The organism is Streptomyces sp. SAI-127, from assembly GCF_029894425.1.
Lineage (GTDB): Bacteria > Actinomycetota > Actinomycetes > Streptomycetales > Streptomycetaceae > Streptomyces.
Genome location: NZ_JARXYJ010000002.1, coordinates 38398 through 61393, shown reverse-complemented (window position 1 = coordinate 61393; position 22996 = coordinate 38398). Strand labels below are relative to the sequence as shown.

Below are 22996 nucleotides of genomic sequence, written 5' to 3'. Positions count from 1 at the left end.
GAGGGGAGAGTCGCGGCTCAGGCGTGGGCGCGGGACATCTCCCAGGGCGCCTGCGGCAGGACCTCGCCGGTCTCCAGCAGCGATTTGAGGTTCGCCAGCACGGCCGGCCAGCCGGCCGAGATGCCGCCCAGCATCTCCAGGTTGGGGAGCTTCTCGTGGGTCACGGTGAGGCGGACGATGTCCTGATGCGGTTCGACGAGAAAGGTGACGACCGACGGCTCTCTCGGCGATTCGGCGTCGGGGGCGTCATCAAAGGTGATGACCAGCCGGGTCGGGTGCTCGGCCTCCAGGACACGGCCCACCACGTCGATCTTGCCTGAGCCGTCGGCTCGCCGGTGCTCCCATGCCGAGCCCGGCTGCCAGTCGGAGACGTTGGCGTGTCCCCAGTAGCGCGCCGTCAGGTCGGCGTCGGTCAGGGCCTGCCACACCTGCTCCGCACTGGCGCGGATGTAGGTGACGTATACGTAGTCCGGCACGGTTGTCGGTGCGTTGGTCATGGCGTACTCCTCTGCCTGGTGCTTGATGGCGCTGATCGCTTGCAGACGGGGCCTGTCGAAGCCGGATATCCAGCGCTCCTCGATCTCCTGGATCGGGGTCGGGTTGAGGTAGTGCAGCCGCTCCCGGCCGCGCCGTACCACGGTGACGAGGTTGGCCCGCACGAGAATGTCCAGGTGCTGCGTCGCCGACTGACGGGCCATCTCAAGGCGCTCGCACAGTTCGCGCAGTGTCTGCCCGTTGTGCTCACGCAGCCGGTCGAGCAGGAGCCGCCGAGTGGGATCGGCCAGCGCCTTGAACACCGAGTCCATCGCTGTTGCTTCTAGGCTCACGCTCAACATTATGCAGGTATTCACCTGCCTATTGTCAAGGACGAGGCCGGCCCGCGAAGATGTCCACCGGAGTGAGTCCTCACTCATTGACGGAGTGAGGACTCACTCCGTACTCTCACAGGCATGACAGCACCCAGGGAGAACCAGACCACCCGCCGCCGCGCCCCCGCCATGTCGCCGGAGCAGCGGCGCGCGATGATCATCCAGACCGCGATCCCGCTGATCGCCGAGTACGGCGCCGCGGTGACGACCGCGAAGATCGCCCGCGCCGCAGGCATCGGCGAGGGAACGATCTTCCGGGTCTTCGCCGACAAGGACGAGCTGCTGCAGGCCTGCATGGCCGAGGCGCTCTCCCCCGAGCACGCGGTCCGCGAGCTCGACGCGATCGACCTGTCCCAGCCGCTGCCCGACCGGCTCGCGGAGGCGGCCGAGGCGCTGCAGGCACACCTGGCCAGGATGGGCGCGATCGCCGGCTCGCTGGGGCATGGCGGCGGCAAGCACCCCGGCACGGTGCGCGGCGCGGGCCGCACCGAATCGACGACCCGTCTCCGCGCAGCCCTCGCAGAACTGCTGGAGCCCGACAAGGCCGCCCTGCGCCGGCCGCCGGAGCAGATCGCGGCCCTCTTCTTCGGGCTGCTGTTCACCCAGCCGCGTACGGAGGACCAGCCCGACCTGACCCCACAGGAGCTGGTGGAGGTCTTCCTGCACGGGGCGTTCTCGGAGGGCGCCAAGTGAGCGTGCGGAGAAGGCGCCTGGGGGTGACGGCCCTGTCCGTCCTGGCCCCGGTGCTGATGTGGCTGGTCGCGGACCCACTGCTGGGGCACCGGCTGCGGATCGAGGACGGCGAGCGGAGTCTCGACATCCACGCCGTGCCCGTGGGCGTCGTCGCACTGCTCGCGTCGCTTTCCGGCTGGGGACTGTTGGCCTCCCTGGAGCGGTTCGGGGTGCGGCGGGCCCGCGCCATCTGGACCGGGGTGGCCGGCGCCGTACTGGTCGTTTCCCTCCTGCCGTTCATCGGCGACGGCATGGACAGCGGCACCCGGGTATCCCTCGCTCTGATGCATCTGGCAGTGGCGGCCGTGCTGGTCCCGGGGCTGGGCGGCAGGCCCCCGCGGCGGGAGCCGATGCCGCCGGGGGTCCGCCAGCATCAAGCTGAGGGTCCGCCCACACCAAGTGCGCCGCGAACAGCACCAATTGGACCGTTCGGGAGAGGGTGAGTACTGGGCCGTGTGGGACTGTCCCGCCATCGGCGGTGCTTCGTCTGCGACATCACCCGGTGGGCAGTGTTCCGTTGCCACGAGACGGGCCGGATCGCGGCCCGGGACCGGACGGGCTGTTGCCGCATCGGTCAGTTACGAGCAGGTCGTTCACCGACGCCCTGGGCGAGGAGAGTCTCGGCGGTGTCCGCGATGGTGTCCTCGATGGTGTCCTCGATGGGTCGTGCCCGCCACCCGAGGAGCCGCTCGGCCTTGGCGCTCGTGGCGTCGAGATCCCGGCCGAGCTGGTGCCTCAGGAGTCGCAGTTCCGGGTTCACCGTGCTCAGGGCGTGCGCGAGCCACACGGGCAGTTCGCGGGCCGGGGCCTTGGCGGCGCGCTCGCCCAGGCGGTCGCGCAGAATGCGCGCGATCTCGATGACGCGAAGGCTGTGCCCGGCGGTCGCGAGGAAGCGCTCGCCGGCGGCTGCCGGATCGGTCATCGCGCGCAGGTGCAGATCCGCGACATCGCGCACGTCGACGAAGCCCATACCGAAGGGAGGGCATGCAGGCACCCGTCCCTCGAGCATTCTGCGGACCAGACGCAGGGATGGTGGGTCGTCGGGGCCGAGCAGCGGTCCAAGGACCCCCACGGGATGAACTGCTGTCAGTTCCAGTCCGCCACCTTCTTCTTCGACGAACTGCCAGGCGGCGCGTTCGGCGAGCGTCTTGGACCGCTGGTAGGGCGGGATATCGCTGTCGACGTTGGTCCAGTCCTCCTCGGTGAACGGGGTCGAGCGCCGGGGGTGCCCGATCCCGATGGCACCGAAGGCGCTCGTCAGGACGACCCGACGCACGCCGGCGTCGCGGGAGGCGCGCAGCACTCGCAAGACGCCCTCCCGTGCCGGGACCACGAGTTCGTCGTCGTTCGCCGGTGTATGGCGCAGGGTCGGCGAAGCGACGTGAAGGACGAAGTCGCAGTCGCCGACGGCGTCGTCCCAGCCGTCGGGGCGCTCGAGGTCGGCGCGTACGACCGTGAGACGGTCGTCGTCGAACGGTGCGGCCGTGTGAAGCCAGGAGCGCAGTGCCGGCTCGCGCCGCGGGTCGCGGACGGTGGTGCGGACGGTGTGCCCTGCGTCGAGCAAGGTCAGGACGCACCAGCTCCCGATGAATCCTGTCCCTCCGGTGACCAGTACCTGTGTCATTTTGTGTCTCCTCAGCTCGCAGGTCGTGCGTCAAGAGGGGGCAGCGGGTCCGTCGTATGACGCCGCTGGGCGGCGGCCACGCTGCTTCCGAGGAGGGCGTGGCCGATCATGATCGGGTAGATGACGGCTCGCTCGAACATGCCGACGTTCCACATCCAGCCGGTGAACACGTCGGCCATGAAGAGGGGGAACGCGATCAGTCCGGCGGTGCCGAGTGCGATGCTCGCGATCGACCGGCCCCTGCTGAGACCGATGCCGGCTCCGCCGGTTCCGACGGCGATCGCCATGATGTTCCCGGCGAGCATGACGCCCTGCGCGCCGAAGGTGTGAAACGCGATCAGGCCGCTCTCGACGTTGGCGTTGGAGCCCTGAACGATGCCGACGAGCGAGACCCCGACACCGGCGAGGACGGCGAGGATGAGGACGACGACCGGGCGGGTGCCCTTGCGGGGGTCGAACAGGAGGAACGCGCCGACGATCAGGAGGGTGCCGTAGAGCACCCAGCCGACGTCCATGACGGCGCCGAGGGGGGAGTTCGCGAGCTGGCCGAACGCGGTCTGCGGCGGACCGGTCAGGCCGAGGTGGCTGACCCAGTGGTGCAGGGGCGAGTAGGGCGGGTCCTGCCATGCGGCGGCGGTGATGAACTCGGCGAGCCAGGACACGAGCGGGCCGAGGAGGATGAGGAGGGCTCCGGCGCGGGCGGCGGCGCCGGAGCGGACGAAAGGGTTCATGCCAGGGCCATGCCGGGGACGCGCCGGCGGATGGCCTCCAACTCGGCCTCGTCGGAGACGCCCTGCCAGTCGTAGCGGGGGGTGTACGGGGCTTCCAGGGCGCGTACGTCGTCGTCGGTGAGCTCGATGTCGAGGGAGGCCACGGCCTCGTCGATCTGCCGGATCGAGCCTGCGCCGACCAGGGGTGCGGTCACGACCGGCTGGCGGCGCAGCCAGGCGAGCGCGATCTGTGCGCGGCTGACGTCGTGGGCGTCGGCGGCCTGTCCGACCGCGTCGATGATCGCGTGGTTGGACGCCTCCTGTGCGGGCGAGTAGAGCAGGTCGGCGTAGGCTCCGTCCGTCTCGGAACGCGCCGTCGAGCGCGCGTCGTCCCAGCCCCGGGCGAGGCGGCCGCGGGCCAGCGGCGACCAGATGATCGTGCCGACGCCCTCGTCCAGGCACAGCGGGACCATCTCTCGCTCTTCCTCACGGGCGAGCAGGTTGTAGTGGTTCTGCATGGACACGAAGCGCGCCCAGCCGTGCTGCTTCTGGAGGTTCAGCGCCTTCGCGAACTCCCATGCATGCATGGAGGAGGCGCCGAGGTAGCGGACCTTGCCGGCCTTCACGAGGTCGCTGAGCGCCTCGAGGGTCTCCTCCCAGGGGGTCGCGTGGTCGTTGCGGTGGATCTGGTAGAGGTCGATGTAGTCCGTGCCCAGGCGGCGCAGCGAATGGTCGACCTCGGTCATGATCGCCTTACGCGACAGGCCGCGGCCGTTGGGTCCCAGCCGCATCGGGTGGCGCAGCTTCGTGGCGATCACCACGGCGTCGCGGTCGGCGAAGTCCTTGAGCGCGCGGCCGAGGATCTCCTCGCTGGAACCGTTCGAGTACATGTTGGCGGTGTCGAAGAAGTTGATACCCGTCTCCAGCGCGTGCCTGATGAGCGGGCGTGCGTCCTCCTCGCCCTTCGACCAGACGGGGTGGCCGCGGTCGGGCTCGCCGTAGGTCATCGCGCCGATCGCGATCGGGGACACGTCGAGGCCGGTCATGCCGAGCTTGATGTATTGCATGACGCTCCTTAGAGTATGTGGAGAGCTCTCCGCATAACGTAGTGGAGAACTCTCCACTTAGCAAGGTGAGGTCCCGTGGTCCGTTCAGACGCCCTTGAGAACAGGGCGCGCATCCTCGCTGCCGCCCGCGAAGCGCTCACAGCCGACGGCAACACGTCGATGAACCAGATCGCCCAGCGGGCAGGAGTCGGCGCCGGCACCCTTTACCGCAACTTCCCCACCCGCGAGGCGCTGGTCCTGGCCGTCTACCAGGACGAGGTCGCCCGCATCATCGGCACCGTGCCCGACCTGCTGGCCGGGATGTCGCCGCTGGAAGCGCTCCGCCACTGGACGACCGATCTGGTCGATGCCATGCGCAGAAAGCACGGTCTCGGCGACGCCCTCAGCCCTGGCGCGCACCAGGCGATCAGCGAGCAGAGTTACGGCCCGGTCATCGCAGCGATCACCGACATCCTCGACGCGGGCAAGAAGGACGGAAGCATCCGCGCGGACGCCGACCCCGGCGACTTCCTCCAGCTCACCGCCGCACTCTGGCGCGCTGCGGCCGGCCCCGAAGACCGGGCCCCCCGCATGCTCGCGCTCATCCTGGACGGACTCCGTACGCAGCGATAGACACCGCGCACCCTTCGTGCTGGTGGCCGGCGCGCGCCATTCGGCCAAGCGGTGACGGTGGCCTCATCGTCGAGCCGACCGTGGGTTTGACATTCGAAAGATCAGCACGAATGTCGTGATCGTGAGGCCATGGGACGCGTGCATGGCCCTGGGGGCCTCACTGTTGGGGTCGTGCGACGTCCCGCGCATTCGCCACCGGCACCCCCGGCCTTCGCATGGTCTGGGCCGACATCGGCTACGGCAGCGCTTCGTCGAGCAGTGGCCTCTCAGGCCCGGTCTCATGACTCCGAGAAGTACTGCTCCATGGGGCGTCACCGCAGGAATGATGTAGGGCATGACTCACACCGCCCGCCGCATGTTCGAGCTCCTGGAGCCGATCTGCCTGGTCACCTTCTTCGCCGACGAGTGCAACGAGGAGCTCGCCGCGCTCGGCCACCGCACCTACTGGGACGGCTACTTCGCCAGCCGCGCCGCGCCGCTGGGGCGAGTACCGGCGCAGGTCGTGCACGCGGCCTTCTACAACTTCGCCGACGGGGAGGCCGCGCGGCACATTCCCAGCGCGTGGGAGACGATCCCGCCCGAGGCCTCCGTCGCCGCACGGGAGCGGGGCAGCGCGGCCTCCCTACGGCGCATCCTCGGCGAAGAGCCGGCCGACTCCCCCGGCCTGCTGCGGGCCGCCGACCTCACCACCAAAGCCGCGACGAACGCGCCCATGGAAGGTCGGGTGATGTACGCCGGGATGCGCACCCTTCCGGTGCCGGGCGACCCGGTCGCCCGGCTGTGGCATTCCGCGACCATGCTGCGCGAGCACCGCGGTGACGGGCACATCGCTGCTCTCGTCGGCGCGCGCATCGGCGGTACGGAGGCCCACGTGCTCTCCGCTCTGGCACAGGGCATCCACCCGCCGGAGTCGTTCGGGCGCATCCATCACCTGCCGAAGGAGCGGCTGGCCGCGGTCATGGACGGCTTGCGCGAGCGCGGGCTCGTCGACATCGAGGGCCGGTTCACCGACGCCGGCCGCGAGACCAATCAACGCATCGAAGCCCTTACGGACGAGCTCGCCGCCCCGCCGTACGACGCTCTGTCTCCCGCCGAACTCGACGAGTTGGTCGCCGAGCTCGAACCCATCACCGCGACGCTGGTGGCCGCCGGGTCACAGTGACGAGCAGCGACTGACGGGACGAGGAGTCCGTCGTCCGGTACGGCAAGTTCTGGGCCCGATGTTCGCGGCCGAGGTGCTCGGGCGGGCGACACCCTCCCCCTGCACGGGGAGGCTTCCCTCTCCGCCGCTGACGCAATGCCGTTTGCCGCCGGGCCTGCCCACGTCACGGCCTGTGACCGCGACTCAGGGTTGGCGGGTAGGGCGGAAGTTCTCGTGCAGGAACGCCGAAACCGCCTCGATGAACGGCTCGGGCGCTGCGTGGTGGATCAGGTGTCCAACCGGGATGGTGACCATTCGCGCGCCGGGGATGCGGCGGGTGAGCTCGGCGACGCCGTCCTGGGGAACATGGCTGTTTGTGCCGCCGGCGAGCACCAGGGTCTTGGCGGTGATCTGGCTGAGCCGCTCCAGCCACCTGGGGTCAGGCATGTCGATCTGCCGCCTGACGGCCGGTACCAACTCCCAGTCGAAAGTCAGGGCGCCTTCCGGCCTGGTCAGGGTGGTCTGCTCCCGAGGACGCGGGATTGGAACGTCCTCCAGAACGAGCCGGCTCACCCGCTGTGGATGGTCCTCCGCGAGCAGGTAGGCCACGATCCCGCCCATGGAGTGCCCGATCAGATCCACTGGGCCAAGTCCCAGTGCGTCCAGGAACTGGAGCACATCAGCCTGCATGAGTTCGAGCGAGTACTCCCCCGGCCAGTCGCTTCGGCCGTGACCGCGAAGATCGAGGGCATACACCCGCCGACTCCGGGCGAGGGCGGGCACAACGGCCTCCCAGTCGGTGGCATCTTCGCCCAACGCGTGCAACAGGACGAGCGGCGGAGCATCCGGCGGACCCGATACCTGACACGTCAGCCGGACCCCGCCCACGTCGACCGATCGTTGATCAACCATGTCCGGAGAATAGGCGGACCGGCCTGCCGGAGGATCGGCGTTCACCAGCGGCCGAACCACCGTCCCCAGTCAGCACCCCGGGTCCTCAGCGGTGGGATCCGCCGCAGTCCGGTCGAGCCGTGGTCGGACCTGCCGACCTGACCCACCGTCACCTCGTCCCGCGGCGACATGCCTGCACCGCAAGCTCCGGGAACGCCGACTAGCGCTTGCCGACGGTGTAGGTCAGGTGGGTCACCCGGGACGATGCGTCGGTCCGGGTCTGTTCGAGGGTGAGGCGGTCGGGGTCCACGCGGTCGAACAGGCGGATGCCGGTGCCGAACAGCACGGGCGCGAGCGTGATCGAGAACTCGTCGATCAGGCCGCTGTCCAGGTACTCCTGGATCGTCTCGGCGCCGCCGGCGATGCGCACGTCGCGGTCGCCGGCTGCCTCGCGAGCCTGGTCGAGGGAGCTCTCGATACCGTCGTTGACGAAGTGGAAGGTCGTGCCGCCCGGCCGCTCCCACGGGTCGCGCCTGGTGTGGGTGACGACGAACACCGGGGTGTGGAACGGCGCCTCCTCCGGCCACGCCGGCTCGCCGGCGTCGAACATGCGCTTGCCCATGACGCTCGCGCCGGTGCGCTCGTGCGTCGCCCGTGCGATGTCGTTGTCGAGTCCTTCCTCGCCGCCCTCACCGAGCTTGAGGTTCTCCCGGAACCACCGCAGCGGGAACGCCCACGCCTGCAGTTCCGCCCACTTCGACATCCAGCGCCTGACGCCCGGCTCGTCCTGCTTCTCGGGCGAGAAGGCATCCTCGGGGGGTACGGGCTCAGGTGCCATGAAGCCGTCGAGCGACATCGTCACGCTGAAGAACACCTTCCCGGCCATCAGCTCTCCCCCTCCTTCGGGGTGGTCCCGTGGCGGCCGGTGTCGTCCCGCGTGAGTTCGGCGACGTAGGCCGCCAGGTTGCTCAGGGTCTGCTCGCCGCCCTCGATCGCGTGGTACTTCTCCACGGCCTCGTCGCGGAGTTCCTTGGTGGGGAACACCGTGCGCATCACGATCCGGGTCTCGTCGCCGGCCGGCTCGAAGGCCAGGAACGACTCGAAGGCGTTGGGGTCGTCGCGGGACTCGCCGTGCAGCAGCGCGATCCGCTCCGGCGGGACGATCTCCCGCCAGGTGATCCACTCCTGGTAGTCGGTCCCGTCAGGCCCGTGCATCACGAAGTCCCAGGCCCCGCCGACGCGGAACTCGAAGGACCGCGTCGTGGTGGTGAACCCTTCCGGTCCCCACCATCGTGACAGGTGCCGGACCTGCGTGAACGCCTCGAACACCAGCTCCCGTGGGGCACCGATGGCCCGGGAGATCACGACCTCGCGGTCCGTGGTCGTGCGGTCAGGCTCAGCGCCGCTACTGGTCGTCGTCATCGGTTGGTTCCTCCTGCCTTGCCTGATTCAGGTCTCGGACGTACTCGTCCAGCCGGTCGAAGCTCTCGCTCCAGAACCGCTCGAAGCCGCCCACCCACTCGTGGACCGGCCGCAGCCCGCGGGCGTCCAGGCCGTACAGCCGCTGCTTGCCCGCCCCGCGAACCCGCACGAGCCCGACCTCCCGCAGGACCCGCAGGTGCTTGGACGCCTGTGGCTGGGTCATCCCCAGGTCCCGCGCCAGGTCGGTCACCGGCCGCTCGCCGCCCCGCAGAAGCAGCAGGATCTCCCGCCGCTGCGGTTCGGCGATCGCGTTGAACGCGTCCGAGGTCGTCGCCGCTCGTGCCATGGCATCATTATATGCCTATATCGGCATGCGTCAACGCTCCGTAGCTCGGGCGCATAACAGGCAGGACTGCGTGTGACGACTGACGGGCTGGAACTGATGGCAAGGTCTCGCCCATCCCGGGCCGGGAGCGTGGCCCCAGCCCAGTCATGCCGGCCGGCCAATCAGCGGGCTCCGCACTGATCAGGGCCTCGCCGACGAGGTCGCTCCCCGGAGCCACGCCCGCCCACCACGAGCTCGGAGGTCAGCGCCCCGCATGCAGGCCGCCGCCCGTTGGGCTCGTACGCCGCGGACGACCCCACAGCAGCCCGAGGCCTCCGCGTCGTACACCAGGCCGTACCTCACGCCGACACTCGTGCCGCCTCTTCGGACGCGACCCGGTCGGCCACCACCCGTCGCCGCCGTACCGGGATGCCCATCGTCGGGTTGGCGACGCTCCAGGCCGCACCCTTGCAGATCAGCTCCTTGTAGCGGGCCGCGAAGCGACCGGTCAGGGCGTGGTCCACAGCGCGGTCGTCGGCGGTGACGAACTGGATCAGGCCCTCCTTGCGGCCGAGAGAGATGCACTGGTTGAAGTAGCGCAGGGGGGCGTTCGGCAGCTTGCCTCCCGTCAGGCGGGCGGCGATGGAGTCGGCGGCCTGCCAGGCCATGGGGGTGCCGGAGGCGCAGGACATGCGCAGTGGCTTGTCGCCGGCGCCCAGTGCGTGGCCGGCGTCGCCGATCGCGTACACGTCCGGGTGCGAGACCGAGCGCATCGTCGCGTCGACCACGATGCGGCCGGTGTCCGCGAGCTCGAGGCTGGTGGCCGCGGCCAGCGGGTGCACCGCGAAGCCCGTGGTCCAGACCGTGACGGCAGCCGGGAGGGTCCGGCCGTCCGCGGTCATGACCTGGTCCGCCTCGACCGCGGTCACCGCGGCGTTCTCGTACACCGTGATGCCCAGCTTGTCGGTGACGTTGCGCAGGTGCGCGCGGCCCTTCGGGGAGAGCCAGTCGCCCAGCCCGGCACGCGCGGCGAGCGCGATGTCGAGGTCCGGGCGGACCTCGGCCACCTCCGTCGCGAACTCCAGGCCGGTCAGGCCGCCGCCCACGACGAGGACCGTCTCGCCCTCGGCGAGCTGGGTCAGGCGCTCGCGCAGCCGGAGCGCGCCGGGGCGGCTCGCGATCTGGTGGGCGTGCTTGGCGACGCCGGGGACGCCGTTGTCGTTGCCGCTGCTGCCGAGGGCGTAGACGAGGGTGTCGTACGGCAGTTCCGCCGTCCCCTCGGCGCTCTCCACCGCGACCGTCTTGCGGTCCACGTCGATCGATGTGACCTTCGCGAGCTTGAGCTCGACTCCCGTGCCCGCGAACATCTCGCGCAGCGGGCGCGGCTTCAGGTCCTGGCCCACGGCCAACTGGTGCATCCGGACCCGCTCGACGAAGTCGGGCTCTGCGTTGACGAGGGTGATGGCGACGTCCTCACGACGCAGCCGCTTGGCGAGTCGGCCTGCCGCGATCGCTCCGGAGTAGCCGGCGCCGAGGACGATGATCCGGTGCTGCATTTCCTGCTCCTGTCTGCGCGGGTCCGGTGCCTTCTGGCCCGGTCACGCCCCTTGAACCGGGCAGCCCGCCGATTCCTGACAGGAGACAGGAGTGACCTGCGTCACACGCGGAGTCAGAGGGCTTCGGTCACGACCGGAGGACCGAAATCGCCCGCCGCCCAACGCTGCGTCGCCCGCTCCAGCTTGTCCGGATTGACCTGGCTGCGGACCGCGACGATGCCGTCCTGCGTCCGCTCCAGGCACATGATGCCGAAGACACGGCCGTCGACCACCGCGACGACCGCAGGGCCGCCGTTGACCGTGGCGGCGTAGAGGTCGGGGGAACCGCCGGCCAGGTCCCGCTTGGCCGGGGCCGGCTTGAACAGCCCGCGCAGGAACTTCGCCACCGCGCGTGCGCCCTCGAAGGCACTGGCCCGGGCAGGCACCTTTCCGCCGCCGTCGCCCACCGCGACGGCATCCGAGGTGAGCAGCTCGATCAACGGCTGGGTCTGACCGCTGGTCGCCGCAGCGAGAAACTCCTCGACGATCCTGCGCACGGCCGCCTCGTCGATCTCGACCCGCGCCCTGCCCTGCGCCACATGCTTCTTCGCGCGATGAAAGATCTGCTGGCTGGCCGCCTCGCTCAGGTCCAGGATCTCGGCAATCTCACGGTGCGAGTACGCGAATGCCTCGCGCAGCACGTACACCGCCCGCTCGTTGGGCGAGAGCCGCTCCAAAAGAACCATCACGGCGTACGACACCGACTCGCGCTGCTCGACCGTCTCCGCCGGGCCCAGCATCGGGTCCCCTTCGAGCAACGGTTCGGGCAGCCACTGGCCGACGTAAGTCTCCCGACGCGCACGGGCCGACGTGAGCTGGTTGAGGCAGAGGTTGGTGAGCACCTTGGTCAGCCATGCCTCGGGCACCTCGATGCGCCCGACTTCGGCGGCCTGCCACCGCAGATACGTCTCCTGTACGGCGTCCTCGGCCTCGCTCACCGAGCCGAGCATGCGATAGGCGATGGCCTCGAGCCGCGGCCTGGCCGCCTCGAACCGATCCACGTCACTGAAGGTCAGGGCCATGCCAGGATCCTAACGGGCGCAGTGCGCGGTTTCACTGCGATCGTACGGCCGTGCGGGACGGGCAGATCAACAGGACTGCGCGGCAGCGGCGGGTGACCGGCCACCCGCCGCTGCACCTCGCGCGCCTCGCGGCTTTGTGCCTCGCGGGCCCGGAGCTCTGTGTACTGGGCAATCGAACGCTGCGCACCACGGCTACGGCCCGGTGACTCTGACAGGTCTCGCAGCACCCCTCAGCATCACTGCGGGATCAGGGGCTTGGGCGTGCTGCGAGCGTCCGTCCGGGAGGCGGCCAGGTAGCCGACGAAGCCGAAGATGGCCACGGTCCAGGACAGCGTGACCGGTCCGAGACCGAGGTTCAGTCCACCCCGGCTGTGGCCGACGGCCATCCAGTCGGCGATCGAGGCGCCCAGGGGTCGGGTGATGACGTACGCGGACCAGAAGGCCGTCACGGCGTTCAGGCCGCCCCAGCGGTGGGCGACGGCCGGGACAGCTATCGCGGCGGCGTACAGGACGGCGGAGCCCAGGTAGCCGAGTCCGATCGTCGCCGTGAGGTCGCCCGCGGCGGTGCCCAGCGCAAAGGTGGCCAGCACGGCGGCCCAGTAGAAGGTCTCGCGGCGGCGGGTGTGGATGCTGTGGATGGACAGGGTGCGTTCGCTGCGGTGCCAGAGGGCGAAGACGGCGGCCAGCGCGGCCATGAACAACGGGGTCGAGATCGTGTACGGCACGCCGAGGCCGACATGCAGGGTGTCGGCGGCCATCGTGCCGAACACGCTGACCATGACGATCGCCGTCCAGTAGATCCAGGCCACGTACCGGCGGGCCGTGAACTGCACCGCCAGGGCGGCCACCAGGGCGATGCCGCCAAGCGCGACGGCGGGGATCGGGCCGAGCCAGTGGGCCAGGAAGTCGGACGCTGTCTCTCCCATCCCGGTGGTCAGCACCTTGATGATCCAGAAGTAGACGGTCACCTCCGGCACCTTGCTCGCCGCGTGACGCAGGTGGCCCGCGGGCCGGTTGTGAGTGAGGTGATCAGTCGACATGGCAGGCACGATGACATGGCACTCGACCCTTGCCCCAGACCCCTTTGCCAGCTTTTTGGTGCTTCTGGTGCTCGCGTTGCCCAAGACTCGCCCGGATGTGAACACAGCCTGAACGCCGAGGCCGACGAGGCAGCCAGCCGCCTCATGCCGACGGCCCATGGCTGTCTTCACGTACACGGCGACGACGATGAGCGACGCCAGGGTCAAGCCCCGAGCAGACACCTGCGCGTTCGAAAGCACGCGCGGCTACGCCACTTCCTGCACACGGCCCTGCCTTGTCACCTTGCAACACGGTCCCGACCGCACATGACATGGCAGCCATGACCTCGGCACCGGACAGAAGAAGCTGTTCGCAAGGAACAGTTGGCTCCACTTGTCCGTAGTATCTCTACACCAAGGCATTCTGCGGCAGTTAAGGCATCCGCGCTGCCAGTGCAGCCCACGCTGCCTGGTTCAGCGTCGCGCTCCGCCTCTGCGTCACAGCCGCACACCGAGGAAAGGCCAGCATCATGTCCGAGAGCACGACCGACACCACGGGACTGACACACCAGTACAGCGCCCAAGTAGCCGCCGATCTCGAGACCAACCTCAAGGAGCAGGAACGCATCAGCGGGGACGTCGCTGCCCTGCAGCAGCAGTTGGCCGCCCTGCAGCATGATCACAGCGTGCTGGTGAACATCCAACAGGCTCTCGGCGTCACGCAGACGACCAAGGAGCCCACGCCGTCGACCGAAACCGCCGCGGTGCCATCTCCCCGGCAGAAGACCAAGACCGCACCTCGCAGCAAGCAAGCCGCACGCAAGACCACCACTGCACAGGAACGTACGACGGCCAAGAAGTCCACCGCCAAGTCCGAGACGAAGACGGCCCAGCCCACTTTGGTGGAACTCATCCGCCAGCACCTCACCGAGCAGGGCGAACCCCGCTCCGCTGCGGAGATCTCCACCGCGCTCGGCCAGGCCCATCCCGAGCGCGACATCAAGACCAAGGTCGTACGCGTCACCCTCGAGGGGCTTGTCGCCAGGAGCCAGGCCCAGCGCGCCAAGCAGGGTTCCTCCGTCTTCTACACCGCACCGGAAGCGGAGACCACGCCGGCGCCCGACGCGCAGCCCGAAGGCAGCTGAAGGCCCACACCGCGCAGTAGCCAAGGGCATGCACCAACGGATGGGGGCCGAAGCCCGGCCCCCTCCCGGTGGAGACAGCCGCCCATGCATCGACTGGGAGGTGCTCGATCTGCCGTTGTCGGGAACATACGTGTGGATGAAACGGAATTCAACTACGACGGTGTTCCGGGCTGGTCGAGCAGCCAATTCCCGCTCGACCAGCCCGACGCGACACGAAGCGTTGGCTCAGCAGCCCGTGGCGTTGTAATTCCAGAACGCGGCCCTGGTCTGCGGCCCGGCGATCCCGTCAGCGGTTCCGGCGTTTTCACCGACGGCGTTCAGGAACTTCTGCAGCGCCCTGATCGTGTTGGTTCCGACGATCCCGTCCTCGGCACCGGCGTTGTAGCCCCAGGCGTTGAGCATTCGCTGCGCCGCTTTCCAGCTGTTGGTGCCCAGCTGTCCGTCCTCGGTGCCGGCGTTGAAGCCCCAGGCGTTCAGGCAGCTCTGCCAGTTCTTGGCCCGGGCCGTGTTCAGGCCGAGGTTGTTCACTGCCAGGGGGGCGACACGCTGGCTGCTGACCGCGGGCTTGGTGACGGGCTGGGAGGCCGCCACGCTCGCACTCGCACCCGCAAGGCCGCCAGCGGCAATACCGACGATCGCGCTCGTGGCTACAAGTGCCCTGGCCAAAGAAGGTCGCATTGCTTCCTCTTCCCGATCGACAACGAAAGCGATGACGCGACCGCCCGCACCGGGTGTCTGCGTCGTCGCAAAGCGTGCCAGGATCGTGCACTCAAATCTCCCGGAAATGCGATGCACTTTTTCGTATGACTCAATCCACGCCAAATTTCAGTAACCCTCTGCGCGGTAATTCAGCCAGAGGGTCCGTGGATTCCAGCCGATTCTCGTGCAGCGGGCCACAACCCCGCGCGTTCAGGGCGTGAGCATCCGGTCCTGCTCCAGTGGAGGTGTGCCGTCGTGCCAGGGCAGAGCCTTTCCGAAGCGGACCAACTCGCCGTACAAGATGGGATCAACGTGATCGGCGAAGACCAGATCCAGTACGGCCGCGGCAGCCTGGGCCGGTGACTGCGCACGGCTGTAGTCGCTGAACCAGGGGCGTGACGTGGCGGTGTCGACCATGCCGGGACACACAGACGCGATCAGGGTGCCGGTGGCCAGGTCACGTTCGCGGCGTTCGGCGGCGAGGGCGCGGACGGCGGCGACCTGAGCCACCTTGGACGGCACATTCAGCCAGAGAGGCCAGCCCGCCTCCTGCGCACTCTTGTGGTGGATGGCGCTGCGCCACGACTCGACGGCGCACTCGACCTGCTCCAGGCTCGCCCCGTCGAACAAGTGGTGCAGCCGCGGGTCGAGATGACCCAGGGTGCCCAGGCTGCTGGCCACGACGAGCAGACGGCCGCCCGGGCGAAGAACAGAGCCGAAGGACCGCAGGATCGCGTGCGTGGCGGTATTGGAGACGTCGATGAACTCGTCCGCCCGCGCGGCCTGTGACTCCTCGGGCAACACGCGGGCCACGGCGTTGGAGATGACGACGTCGACTCCCCCGTGCCGCGCGCGGAGGTCCTCGGCGAGGCGGGCGATGGCATCGGTGTCCGTGACGTCCAGGACGCGGCCCTCCACGCGGGCACGTGTGCCGGGCAACAGCGCGACCTCGCGGGCGGCATCGGCCACGCGCTGGTGGCTGCGGCCGGTGAGCAGGACCAGGTCGTCCTGGTCCATGCGGGCGGCCAGTCCTTCGACGAGGGCACGGCCGAGTCCCTGATTGGCGCCCGTGACAAGGGCGATATGCGAAGCGTTCATGCATGCCACGCTAGGAAGCTCGCACTCATGAGTCCAACGAGAGTTCGGCACGGCTAGTATGCGCAAACGTCATGGACTTCTCGGATGTGTCACTCACCGCACTGCGCGTCTTCCGCGCCGTCGCCGAACAGGGAACCTTCACCGCGGCCGCCGCGTCGCTGGGATACACCCAGTCCGCGGTCTCCCGGCAGATCGCGGCGATCGAACGGGCCGCTGGCGCGGAACTGCTGGAACGGCGACGCGAAGGAGTACGGCTCACCGCTGCCGGCCGTGTCGTCATGCGCCGCGCGACGGTCGTGATCGACGAGATCGACGCGACCGCGCGTGAGCTGTCCGGCCTGCCCGAGCAGTCCGGCACGGTCCGCCTGGGTTGGTTCCCCAGCGCCGGCGCCGTGCTGGTGCCCCGCGCCCTGGCCGGGCTGCGCCGCACGGATCCCGGCCTTCAGATCGTCGGCCGGGAGGGCAGCACCCCGGCGCTCGTACGGGCGCTGCGGGCCGGCAGCCTGGACCTCGCCCTGCTCGCCTCAGCGCCCCCGTTCAGGCCGCCGGACGCCGAGTCACCCCCACTCGCACTGCAGACCCTCACCGAACGCGCCCTCTGCCTGGCGGTACCCGCCACCCACCCGCTGGCCCGCGGCGACTTCGTCGACGTGGCGGACCTGCGTGGGCAGCGCTGGATCGCGGGCACCTCCTCGGGCGAGGACCGGCTGATGGGAGTGTGGCCGGGCCTGGACGAGCGGCCCGACATCGCCCACACCGCCCGCGACTGGCTCGCCAAGCTCCAACTGGTAGCCGCGGGCTGCGGACTGACCACCGTGCCCGCCCTACTCGCCTCCGCCGCACCACCGGGCGTCCGCGTCCTGCCCGTCCGCGGCGGCCCCCAGGAACAGCGGCGCCTGCTCCTGGCCCGCCTCCCCCACCCCGCCGACCGACCCGAGCATCCGAGTGGCCGCCGCCCTCCGCACTGCGGCCCTCGACGCCGACACGCCCGCTCCGTCCTCGCCCCCCTCGTGACGACCGACTGAGGAGAGCTCGTACGACCGCCCGCACCAGCGCGGGGAACCGCCATCTTCACAACCTAATCAGGTCGACATGAAAGTACGCATGGCGCAGTGTTCACCTCATGTCTGATCTTTCCCCGAAGTTGTTGCCCGTCGGCTACCAGAGCCGATCGGCAACAACCGCCGACGTCCAGGCAGTTCACCGTTTGGTCACCGCATGCGAGAACAAGCTGCATGGCCGTGCTACGACCGGCTCCGATCGCGTCGCCGCTGACCTCAGCCTGCCAGGACTGGAACCGAAGTCCGACACGGTGCTCGTTCGCGACTCCAGGGGAGAGCTGGCGGGCTGGGGCTGGGTGAAGAGACGGCGGGCCACGGTCCATGTGCATCCCGATCACCAGGGGCAGGGTCTTGGCAGTTCGCTTCTGGTCTGGGCCGAGGCTCGGGCCCGGCAGCTGGGAAGCGACCGCATTGCTCAGACGGTCTCCGACAGCGATCACGCGGCGATCGCACTCCTGCGGTCAAGTGGCTACTCCCGGCTCGTCACCGAATGGCTCCTGGAGATCGCGATGCCCGTTGAACCGGAGGTGCCCGAGCCGTCGGCAGGTATCACCGTCCGGCCGTTTCGGCCTGGCGACGAACAAGCGGCGCACCAGCTCACCGAGGACGCGTTCGACGAGTGGCAGCAGCGGCGGAAGGCCTACGCGGAGTGGGCCCGGCACACGGTCGAACGAGCAACGTTCGAACCTGCGGCCTCACCGGTGGCCTTCGCCGACGACCAGATGGTCGGCGCGGTGCTGTCGTTGGACGTCCCGGGCAACGACGAAGGGTACGTCGAGCGGGTCGCGGTACGACGCGACCACCGCAATCGAGGGATCGCCCGCATGCTGCTGCGAGAAGCGTTCCGCACCTTCTACCGCCAGGGGAAGCAGACCTGCACCCTGTGGACGCACTCGGACACCGGCGCACTGTCGCTGTACGAGCGGATCGGCATGACCGTCCAGCGCAGTTCCACGGTCTACGCCAAAGCCCTCACCACCGGGTAGCCGAAGTCGGCGGGAGAGTCACGCCCTGAGGCCGCCGCTGCGTCGTGGGCGTGCTCCGCTCGTCTGCATGCAGGTCACGGCGCAGGCGGCGGATGCGACCGGCCGACCCATGCGGTGCAGGCCGGGCGGACGTCCAACTGCCCGAATGCGAGGCTCTACGGGAAGGCGCCCGCGCGGGCATGGGACCGGCTGGACCAGCGGCTCACCGGCCCCGCCGCTCCCCCGGCGGACAGCCTGGATCGACCACCATGGGAGCTGCTCATCTTCGAGGAACCGTCGTCCGCGCGCAGGCCATCGGGGTTGCCGGCATGAGCGGTTCTGTGGTGAGCGTCAGACCTGTGTCCCCTTGAACGCGGTGACGATCTCGTCGGCGTTCAGGATGGCGTGGGCGTAGGACGGGCCGTTGAGGTCGTGGGCCGCGTGGAGCATTTCCCGGGTCCATGCGGCCGTCGCTCCGCGTACCAGGGTGACGTGGTAGCCCAGCTCCATGGCGTAGCGGCTGGTCGACTCGATGCAGGTGTTGGCCAGCATGCCGACGGTCACCACGTGGGTGATGCCGTGCTTTTTGAGCTGGAGGTCGAGATCGGTGTTGGCGAACCCGCTCTGTCCCCAGTGCTCATGGACGACGACGTCGTTCTCCTGGGGAGCGAAGTCCTGGTGCCAGTCGCCGCCCCAGGCTCCGTCTTCGAAGACCCGGTTCTCGTTGCCGCCGGCCTGGTCCGCGGTGAGGAAGTTCCAGTTCGCGTAGTTGCCCTCGCGCCAGCGGCGGTGCGGGACGACGAAGACCTGGATGCCGGCCGCACGCGCGGCGGCTGTCACCGCGCGCAGGTTGTCGAGCAGGCCGACCTCGGTGGCGACCTCTTCGACCAGGGGCCACAGCTTCCCCCCTTCGGAGAGGAAGTCGTTGTAGGGGTCCATCAGGAGCAGTCCTGTGTGCGCCGGCTCGTACTGGGTGTCGGTCATGAGTCGTCCCTCCAGAGGTGCCAAGGGGTCCGCATCTTGTGTCGCGGACGCCCGCTCGGCTCATCCACACCGTAACTCAAGAAATCATAGTTACAAACTCTATTTTTCATAGCATCCTCTCGATCTCTGCGATGATGGAGAAGGAACGCGGTTCACGAGGAGGATGTCGGTATGGCTGGCTGGTCGGAGATCACGAGCACGGAGTGCCCCATCGCGCGGTCGAGCGCGGTCATCGGGGACCGCTGGACGCTCGTGATCATGCGGGAGCTGACCATGGGCAACCGCCGCTTCGACTCGCTGCAGGTCCAGACCCTGGCTTCGCCGCAGATGCTGACCAACCGCCTCAAGCGGCTGGAGGCCGACGGCATGCTCGAGCGCCGTGCCTACAGCACAAAACCCCGCCGCTACGAGTACCACCTGACCGCCAAGGGCGAAGCCTTCGCCTCGGTGCTGCTCGCCCTGCGGGCATGGGGCGAGACATGGTGCAAGGAGCCCGGGGAAGGCATTGCCGTCCATCACCTCCACAAGACATGCGGGCGCGAGGTGGGCCTGAGCGGCACCGTGTGCGAAGGGTGCGGCGAGCCCTTCACCATGGACGAAGTGACGGGTGAACTCAGCGCGGCCTTCGCCCAGGAACGCGAGGCCAGAAGCACAGCCGCCAGGCAGGACGCCGAGGCCAGCCGAACCTGGTCAGGTGTCAATCCGCCGTCTGTGCCGGACCCTCGGTGACCTTCCGCAGCAGCGGCCTGCTGCCGGTGACCGCGGCGAACATGGCCAGCGTGCCGACGGCCAGGCAGATCACCAGTTGCACGACACCCGAGGTGTTGATCGTGGTGCCGGCCGCCTTGTTGAGCTGCATGGCGCCGAAGGCACCCATGGCGGTGGTGCCGCCCGCCAGGACGGCAAGCGGGATGACGGTCTCGCGGATCCGGGCTCCATCCAGCACCTTCAGCGGGGTGCCGGCCAGCCGCAGCAGGCCGTACATCCGGCGTCGGTCGAGGACGTTCGCGGCGGCCGTGAGGCCGGCGGAGGCGGCTGCGACGAGGAAGCTCAGCACCAGGGTGGCGGTGCTGACGGTGGCGACCCGGGCGAGGACCATGTCGTCCGACGCGGACACGTACTCCTGTGTGAACGGGTAGCGACCCGATCCCAGGCGCGTGAGCGCGGTGACGCCGGTGTCGATGCGGTCCTGGCCGCCCGAGACGCGGGCGATGACACCGTCGACACCACCGAGCAGGCTGTCGTAGTCGTCCTCGTTCGTGACGGTGACGGTCGCGGTGACACCGGCCTGCCGCAGCAGCGTACGGGCCTGGGCGGCGGTGTGCCGGGCGGCGGCGGCGTTCGCGGTGATCACCCCGACCTGGCCCTGGTGGTGGGGGCCCTCGGCGCCCAGCGTACTGACGGAGAAGAACCCGGCCACGAACCCGGCGAGGACCAAGCCGCTGACGGTGCGCCAGACCGCACGCGGGTCGTCGCTGAGCCGCCGCGCGGCCAGCAGCGTGGCCGGGCGCCTGGCGCGGCGGCCCACGATCCGGCCCAACCGGTCCACGACCCAGGGGCCGAACAGCCAGAACGCGCCGTAGAAGAGCGCCAGCAGGGCGATCAGCTGCCGGGGCTTGAGCTGTCCGCTGTCGCCCGTGGTCGCCCAGATGTAGCCGAGGACCGCGACGAACAGCAGCAGACGTATCGCGCGGGTGCGGCGCGGGTTGGCCTGCTGAGCGACGCCCAGGGGCGAGGTGGCAACCTGGCGCAGCATGGTCACCGCGCTGACGGTGATCAGCGCGGTGACGGTCAGCACTACTGCCGCGAGCCAGGGCAGCCCCACCCACAACTGGCCGGTGTACCAGGCGCCGACGCCGTACGGGATTTCGGCGAGTGCGGGCAGCAGTGCCGTGTAGGCGAGCGCGCCGGCCATTGCCCCGGCTGCGCCTACTCCCGCGGCCTCGACGGCGGTCATGGCGAGGATCTGCCGCGGCGTCGCCCCGGCCAGCCGCAGCGCGGCCAGACGCTGTTCACGCCGGGCCGCGCCGAGCCGTCCGGCCGCCGAGGCCAGCACGACGACCGGCATGACGAGCAGCACAACGCCCAGCAGCACGGTCCCCTGGTCGATGCCGGTGAACACGCTGGCCTTGGTGCCGGAGAACTCGGACACCAGTGCGCGCTCGGTCAGCCCGTCGTCGTAATAGTTCTGCTCCCCGGCTGCCGGGGAGACGGCCGCGTCGCCGGGCGCCCGTCCGATCACCGCGACCAGCTCGTCGGGCGAGGCGAGACCGGCGGCGCCGATCGTGCCGTAGGAGCTCACCTTCGGGAAGCGGTCGGCGAGTTGGCCGGCGGGGAGCTTGTGCAGCAGCTCGGCCAGGGCGGGAGAGACGTACACCTGACCCTGTTTCGGGAAGTGGCTCAGGCCGGGTGGCGCGGGGGTCAGTCCACGGCCGGCCAGTCCGGCCAGGTTCACGACGGTCACGGGTTCCTGGCGTACGTGTGTCGTGGTCGTGGCCTGGACCGCCGTAGCGTCTCCGGCCGGTACGGCGTCGGGGATGCGCCATGTGGTGTGGCCGGCGCGAGCGCCCGCGCCCAGGGCGGCGGCAATCATCAGCAGCAGGAGAAACGAGCCGACGGCGGCGGCACCGGCCGCGAGCAGCTGGGACTGCAGGCCGCGGCGGCCGGAGGACCTGGCGAGGTGCCAGGTCAGGGGCAGGACGGGGGAACGCATGGCAGCTTCCTCAGGGGAGATCAGGCGACGGTGTACTGGGAGTGGCCGCTGATGCGGCCGTCGCGGACCTGGAGGATCCGGTCGCAGTGCGCGGCCACGTCGGCGTCGTGGGTGACCATTACCAGGGCGGCGCCCGTCTCCCGGGTGGCGGAGGTCAGCAGTTGGACCACCTCCGTGCTGGTGCGCTGGTCCAGGGCGCCGGTGGGCTCGTCGGCGAACACCACGTCCGGCTCGGCGGCCAGCGCGCGGGCGATGGCCACGCGCTGTGCCTGGCCGCCGGAGAGCTGCCCGGGACGACGAAGCTCCAACCCGTCCAGGCCCAGCGGCGCGAACCAGCGGCGGGCGCGGGCGACGGCCTCGCCGCGCGGCATGCCCTCCAGCATCAGCGGCAGCGCGACGTTCTCCTCGGCGGGCAGCTCCGGCAGCAGCTGGCCGAACTGGAACACGAACCCGAACCGCTTGCGGCGCAGGGCGCTGAGCTTGTTCTCGCCCAGGTTGTCGATGCGCTCGCCGCGCAGCAGCACCTGACCGTCGTCGGGTCGGACGATCCCGGCGAGAGTGTGCAGCAATGTGGACTTGCCGGACCCGGACGGGCCCATGATCGCCAGCGAGTCGCGCTCGTGGACCTCCACATCCACCCCGGCCAGAGCGGTGGTGGAACCGTACTTCTTGACCAGGCCGTACCCGGTCAGAACGATGCTCACGGTGTCTCGTCGCTCCTTCTCAGCGCTCGAACTTCCAGGTGACGCTCTTGGCGTCGGCCTTGATCACCCGGACGGGGATCTCGACGCTCCCGCCGCCGCTCTTCTCGCCGGCGCAGGTGATGGTGGCCCCGGCCACGGCCTTGAGCCCCGTCGGGCAGGTGACAGCAGAGACCTTGTCGCCGACCCAGGGCAGCGGGTGGAACTTGCTCTCGGTGCGCCCGGCGACGACGTTCGCCGCAAGCGCCTTGTGGCCGTCCACGGACGCCGTGCTGTACTCGTCCAGGCGACTGGTCGACTCTGTGCCGGCCAGCACATGCGTACCGAGGCCGCCCAGCGCAACCAGCGCGGTCGCGCCTCCGACGACGCCGACGAGAAACTTGCTGCGCTGCATCGCGTACTCCTGATGTCCGTGGTGAGGATGCGGATCCACCCTCGCCCGCGGGCACGGGCGCGCGCCTCGGCCGAACGGCCGGGATCGCGGGCGGCCCTCGGCCGTTCGGCCGATCCCGCTGCCGGGGCTCTGGCCTACGGTGATCGGCATGAAGTGCGTTGTCGCCCGGGCTGCGTCCACGGCCTCGCCATGGGTCTCCTGTTCGCC

General features: G+C 69.6%; 24 protein-coding genes and 1 pseudogene. 8 read left to right on the top strand and 17 right to left on the bottom strand.

Annotated elements, in window-relative coordinates:
- Window positions 1-17: 17 nt before the first annotated feature.
- Window positions 18-806 (bottom strand): metalloregulator ArsR/SmtB family transcription factor, encoded by a 789-nt coding sequence (locus M2157_RS45945; RefSeq protein WP_280859658.1) that lies wholly within the window; start codon window positions 804-806, stop codon window positions 18-20.
- 144 nt (window positions 807-950) lie between these two features.
- Here M2157_RS45945 and M2157_RS45940 point away from each other — a divergent pair, with 144 nt between their 5' ends.
- The gene (locus tag M2157_RS45940) at window positions 951-1562 is read left to right on the top strand and encodes a helix-turn-helix domain-containing protein (RefSeq protein WP_280868416.1); all 612 of its coding nucleotides are present in this window, start codon (window positions 951-953) and stop codon (window positions 1560-1562) included.
- A gap of 23 nt (window positions 1563-1585) precedes the next feature.
- Complete coding sequence (locus M2157_RS45935; protein WP_280868415.1) at window positions 1586-2044, top strand: DUF6069 family protein; 459 nt, start codon at window positions 1586-1588, stop codon at window positions 2042-2044.
- Between the two features lie 131 nt (window positions 2045-2175).
- Here the strand turns inward: M2157_RS45935 and M2157_RS45930 are convergent, their stop codons facing one another.
- The 3 genes from M2157_RS45930 to M2157_RS45920 are packed head-to-tail and all read right to left on the bottom strand — an operon-like array spanning window position 2176 to window position 5002.
- Window positions 2176-3225 (bottom strand): aldehyde reductase, encoded by a 1050-nt coding sequence (locus M2157_RS45930; protein ID WP_280868414.1) that lies wholly within the window; start codon window positions 3223-3225, stop codon window positions 2176-2178.
- 11 nt (window positions 3226-3236) lie between these two features.
- On the bottom strand, window positions 3237-3956 hold the full coding sequence (locus M2157_RS45925; RefSeq protein WP_280859577.1) for a DUF998 domain-containing protein: 720 nt from the start codon (window positions 3954-3956) through the stop codon (window positions 3237-3239).
- Complete coding sequence (locus tag M2157_RS45920; protein ID WP_280859578.1) at window positions 3953-5002, bottom strand: aldo/keto reductase; 1050 nt, start codon at window positions 5000-5002, stop codon at window positions 3953-3955. Before M2157_RS45920 ends, M2157_RS45925 begins: the two co-directional genes overlap by 4 nt.
- A 75-nt stretch (window positions 5003-5077) precedes the next feature.
- Between M2157_RS45920 and M2157_RS45915 the strand changes: the two genes are divergently transcribed.
- Together M2157_RS45915 and M2157_RS45910 are read left to right on the top strand one after the other, a co-directional pair.
- Entirely contained in the window at window positions 5078-5614 is a 537-nt protein-coding gene (locus tag M2157_RS45915; protein ID WP_280868413.1) for a TetR/AcrR family transcriptional regulator, read from the top strand.
- 334 nt (window positions 5615-5948) lie between these two features.
- Window positions 5949-6776, top strand: a complete 828-nt coding sequence (locus M2157_RS45910) for a MarR family transcriptional regulator (protein ID WP_280859580.1) — start codon at window positions 5949-5951, stop codon at window positions 6774-6776.
- A 183-nt stretch (window positions 6777-6959) separates the two neighbouring features.
- On the opposite strand, the gene M2157_RS45905 is transcribed toward M2157_RS45910, so the two are convergent.
- The 7 genes from M2157_RS45905 to M2157_RS45875 form a co-directional block, all read right to left on the bottom strand.
- Window positions 6960-7712: an alpha/beta hydrolase gene (locus M2157_RS45905; RefSeq protein WP_348541842.1), complete on the bottom strand. Its 753-nt coding sequence runs from the start codon at window positions 7710-7712 to the stop codon at window positions 6960-6962.
- A gap of 154 nt (window positions 7713-7866) precedes the next feature.
- A complete protein-coding gene (locus tag M2157_RS45900; protein WP_280868412.1) occupies window positions 7867-8532 on the bottom strand; it encodes a dihydrofolate reductase family protein in 666 nt (221 codons plus the stop codon).
- Window positions 8532-9068: an SRPBCC family protein gene (locus M2157_RS45895; RefSeq protein ID WP_280868411.1), complete on the bottom strand. Its 537-nt coding sequence runs from the start codon at window positions 9066-9068 to the stop codon at window positions 8532-8534. The genes M2157_RS45900 and M2157_RS45895 overlap by 1 nt, the downstream gene beginning before the upstream one ends.
- Window positions 9052-9414, bottom strand: a complete 363-nt coding sequence (locus M2157_RS45890; protein ID WP_280868410.1) for a metalloregulator ArsR/SmtB family transcription factor — start codon at window positions 9412-9414, stop codon at window positions 9052-9054. Before M2157_RS45890 ends, M2157_RS45895 begins: the two co-directional genes overlap by 17 nt.
- Window positions 9415-9752: 338 nt before the next feature.
- Window positions 9753-10949, bottom strand: a complete 1197-nt coding sequence (locus M2157_RS45885; protein ID WP_280868409.1) for an FAD-dependent oxidoreductase — start codon at window positions 10947-10949, stop codon at window positions 9753-9755.
- A 113-nt stretch (window positions 10950-11062) separates the two neighbouring features.
- Complete coding sequence (locus tag M2157_RS45880; protein ID WP_280859584.1) at window positions 11063-12010, bottom strand: RNA polymerase sigma-70 factor; 948 nt, start codon at window positions 12008-12010, stop codon at window positions 11063-11065.
- 236 nt (window positions 12011-12246) lie between these two features.
- Window positions 12247-13050, bottom strand: coding sequence for a hypothetical protein (locus M2157_RS45875; protein WP_280859585.1), 804 nt, complete (start codon window positions 13048-13050; stop codon window positions 12247-12249).
- A 509-nt stretch (window positions 13051-13559) separates the two neighbouring features.
- Between M2157_RS45875 and M2157_RS45870 the strand changes: the two genes are divergently transcribed.
- Window positions 13560-14174, top strand: coding sequence for a hypothetical protein (locus M2157_RS45870; RefSeq protein ID WP_280859586.1), 615 nt, complete (start codon window positions 13560-13562; stop codon window positions 14172-14174).
- 225 nt (window positions 14175-14399) lie between these two features.
- Here M2157_RS45870 and M2157_RS45865 read toward each other — a convergent pair whose 3' ends face one another.
- Together M2157_RS45865 and M2157_RS45860 are read right to left on the bottom strand one after the other, a co-directional pair.
- Entirely contained in the window at window positions 14400-14996 is a 597-nt protein-coding gene (locus M2157_RS45865; RefSeq protein ID WP_348541841.1) for a peptidoglycan-binding domain-containing protein, read from the bottom strand.
- A gap of 87 nt (window positions 14997-15083) precedes the next feature.
- Window positions 15084-15971 (bottom strand): SDR family NAD(P)-dependent oxidoreductase, encoded by an 888-nt coding sequence (locus M2157_RS45860; protein WP_280859587.1) that lies wholly within the window; start codon window positions 15969-15971, stop codon window positions 15084-15086.
- 71 nt (window positions 15972-16042) lie between these two features.
- On the opposite strand from M2157_RS45860, the pseudogene M2157_RS45855 reads away from it, so the two are divergent.
- Window positions 16043-16985: pseudogene (locus tag M2157_RS45855) on the top strand (LysR family transcriptional regulator).
- Between the two features lie 133 nt (window positions 16986-17118).
- Window positions 17119-18018, top strand: coding sequence for a GNAT family N-acetyltransferase (locus M2157_RS45850; RefSeq protein WP_280868408.1), 900 nt, complete (start codon window positions 17119-17121; stop codon window positions 18016-18018).
- Window positions 18019-18348: 330 nt separating this feature from the next.
- Here the strand turns inward: M2157_RS45850 and M2157_RS45845 are convergent, their stop codons facing one another.
- Window positions 18349-18981, bottom strand: a complete 633-nt coding sequence (locus M2157_RS45845; protein ID WP_280868407.1) for an isochorismatase family cysteine hydrolase — start codon at window positions 18979-18981, stop codon at window positions 18349-18351.
- Between the two features lie 171 nt (window positions 18982-19152).
- Here M2157_RS45845 and M2157_RS45840 point away from each other — a divergent pair, with 171 nt between their 5' ends.
- Entirely contained in the window at window positions 19153-19710 is a 558-nt protein-coding gene (locus tag M2157_RS45840) for a helix-turn-helix domain-containing protein (protein ID WP_280868406.1), read from the top strand.
- Here M2157_RS45840 and M2157_RS45835 read toward each other — a convergent pair.
- From M2157_RS45835 to M2157_RS45825, 3 genes are read right to left on the bottom strand one after another with little or no spacing between them, the layout of a single operon-like run.
- The gene (locus M2157_RS45835) at window positions 19679-21694 is read right to left on the bottom strand and encodes an ABC transporter permease (protein ID WP_280868405.1); all 2016 of its coding nucleotides are present in this window, start codon (window positions 21692-21694) and stop codon (window positions 19679-19681) included. The two genes, M2157_RS45840 and M2157_RS45835, sit on opposite strands and share 32 nt — an antisense overlap.
- Window positions 21695-21714: 20 nt before the next feature.
- Window positions 21715-22398 carry an ABC transporter ATP-binding protein gene (locus tag M2157_RS45830; RefSeq protein WP_280859593.1) on the bottom strand — a complete coding sequence of 228 codons (684 nt, stop codon included), beginning with the start codon at window positions 22396-22398 and terminating at the stop codon, window positions 21715-21717.
- Between the two features lie 19 nt (window positions 22399-22417).
- On the bottom strand, window positions 22418-22789 hold the full coding sequence (locus tag M2157_RS45825) for a DUF4333 domain-containing protein (protein WP_280859594.1): 372 nt from the start codon (window positions 22787-22789) through the stop codon (window positions 22418-22420).
- Window positions 22790-22996 lie beyond the last annotated feature (207 nt).

Excerpts from the sequence above, each read along its gene's own strand:
- M2157_RS45930 (WP_280868414.1), bottom strand. The coding sequence starts at position 3,225 with ATGACACAGGTACTGGTCACCGGAGGGACAGGATTCATCGGGAGCTGG.
- M2157_RS45885 (WP_280868409.1), bottom strand. The coding sequence starts at position 10,949 with ATGCAGCACCGGATCATCGTCCTCGGCGCCGGCTACTCCGGAGCGATC.
- M2157_RS45835 (WP_280868405.1), bottom strand. The coding sequence starts at position 21,694 with ATGCGTTCCCCCGTCCTGCCCCTGACCTGGCACCTCGCCAGGTCCTCC.
- M2157_RS45890 (WP_280868410.1), bottom strand. The coding sequence starts at position 9,414 with ATGGCACGAGCGGCGACGACCTCGGACGCGTTCAACGCGATCGCCGAA.
- M2157_RS45870 (WP_280859586.1), top strand. The coding sequence starts at position 13,560 with ATGTCCGAGAGCACGACCGACACCACGGGACTGACACACCAGTACAGC.
- M2157_RS45900 (WP_280868412.1), bottom strand. The coding sequence starts at position 8,532 with ATGGCCGGGAAGGTGTTCTTCAGCGTGACGATGTCGCTCGACGGCTTC.
- M2157_RS45845 (WP_280868407.1), bottom strand. The coding sequence starts at position 18,981 with ATGACCGACACCCAGTACGAGCCGGCGCACACAGGACTGCTCCTGATG.
- M2157_RS45910 (WP_280859580.1), top strand. The coding sequence starts at position 5,949 with ATGACTCACACCGCCCGCCGCATGTTCGAGCTCCTGGAGCCGATCTGC.
- M2157_RS45825 (WP_280859594.1), bottom strand. The coding sequence starts at position 22,789 with ATGCAGCGCAGCAAGTTTCTCGTCGGCGTCGTCGGAGGCGCGACCGCG.
- M2157_RS45880 (WP_280859584.1), bottom strand. The coding sequence starts at position 12,010 with ATGGCCCTGACCTTCAGTGACGTGGATCGGTTCGAGGCGGCCAGGCCG.
- M2157_RS45945 (WP_280859658.1), bottom strand. The coding sequence starts at position 806 with ATGGACTCGGTGTTCAAGGCGCTGGCCGATCCCACTCGGCGGCTCCTG.
- M2157_RS45840 (WP_280868406.1), top strand. The coding sequence starts at position 19,153 with ATGGCTGGCTGGTCGGAGATCACGAGCACGGAGTGCCCCATCGCGCGG.
- M2157_RS45940 (WP_280868416.1), top strand. The coding sequence starts at position 951 with ATGACAGCACCCAGGGAGAACCAGACCACCCGCCGCCGCGCCCCCGCC.
- M2157_RS45860 (WP_280859587.1), bottom strand. The coding sequence starts at position 15,971 with ATGAACGCTTCGCATATCGCCCTTGTCACGGGCGCCAATCAGGGACTC.
- M2157_RS45895 (WP_280868411.1), bottom strand. The coding sequence starts at position 9,068 with ATGACGACGACCAGTAGCGGCGCTGAGCCTGACCGCACGACCACGGAC.
- M2157_RS45925 (WP_280859577.1), bottom strand. The coding sequence starts at position 3,956 with ATGAACCCTTTCGTCCGCTCCGGCGCCGCCGCCCGCGCCGGAGCCCTC.
- M2157_RS45920 (WP_280859578.1), bottom strand. The coding sequence starts at position 5,002 with ATGCAATACATCAAGCTCGGCATGACCGGCCTCGACGTGTCCCCGATC.
- M2157_RS45875 (WP_280859585.1), bottom strand. The coding sequence starts at position 13,050 with ATGTCGACTGATCACCTCACTCACAACCGGCCCGCGGGCCACCTGCGT.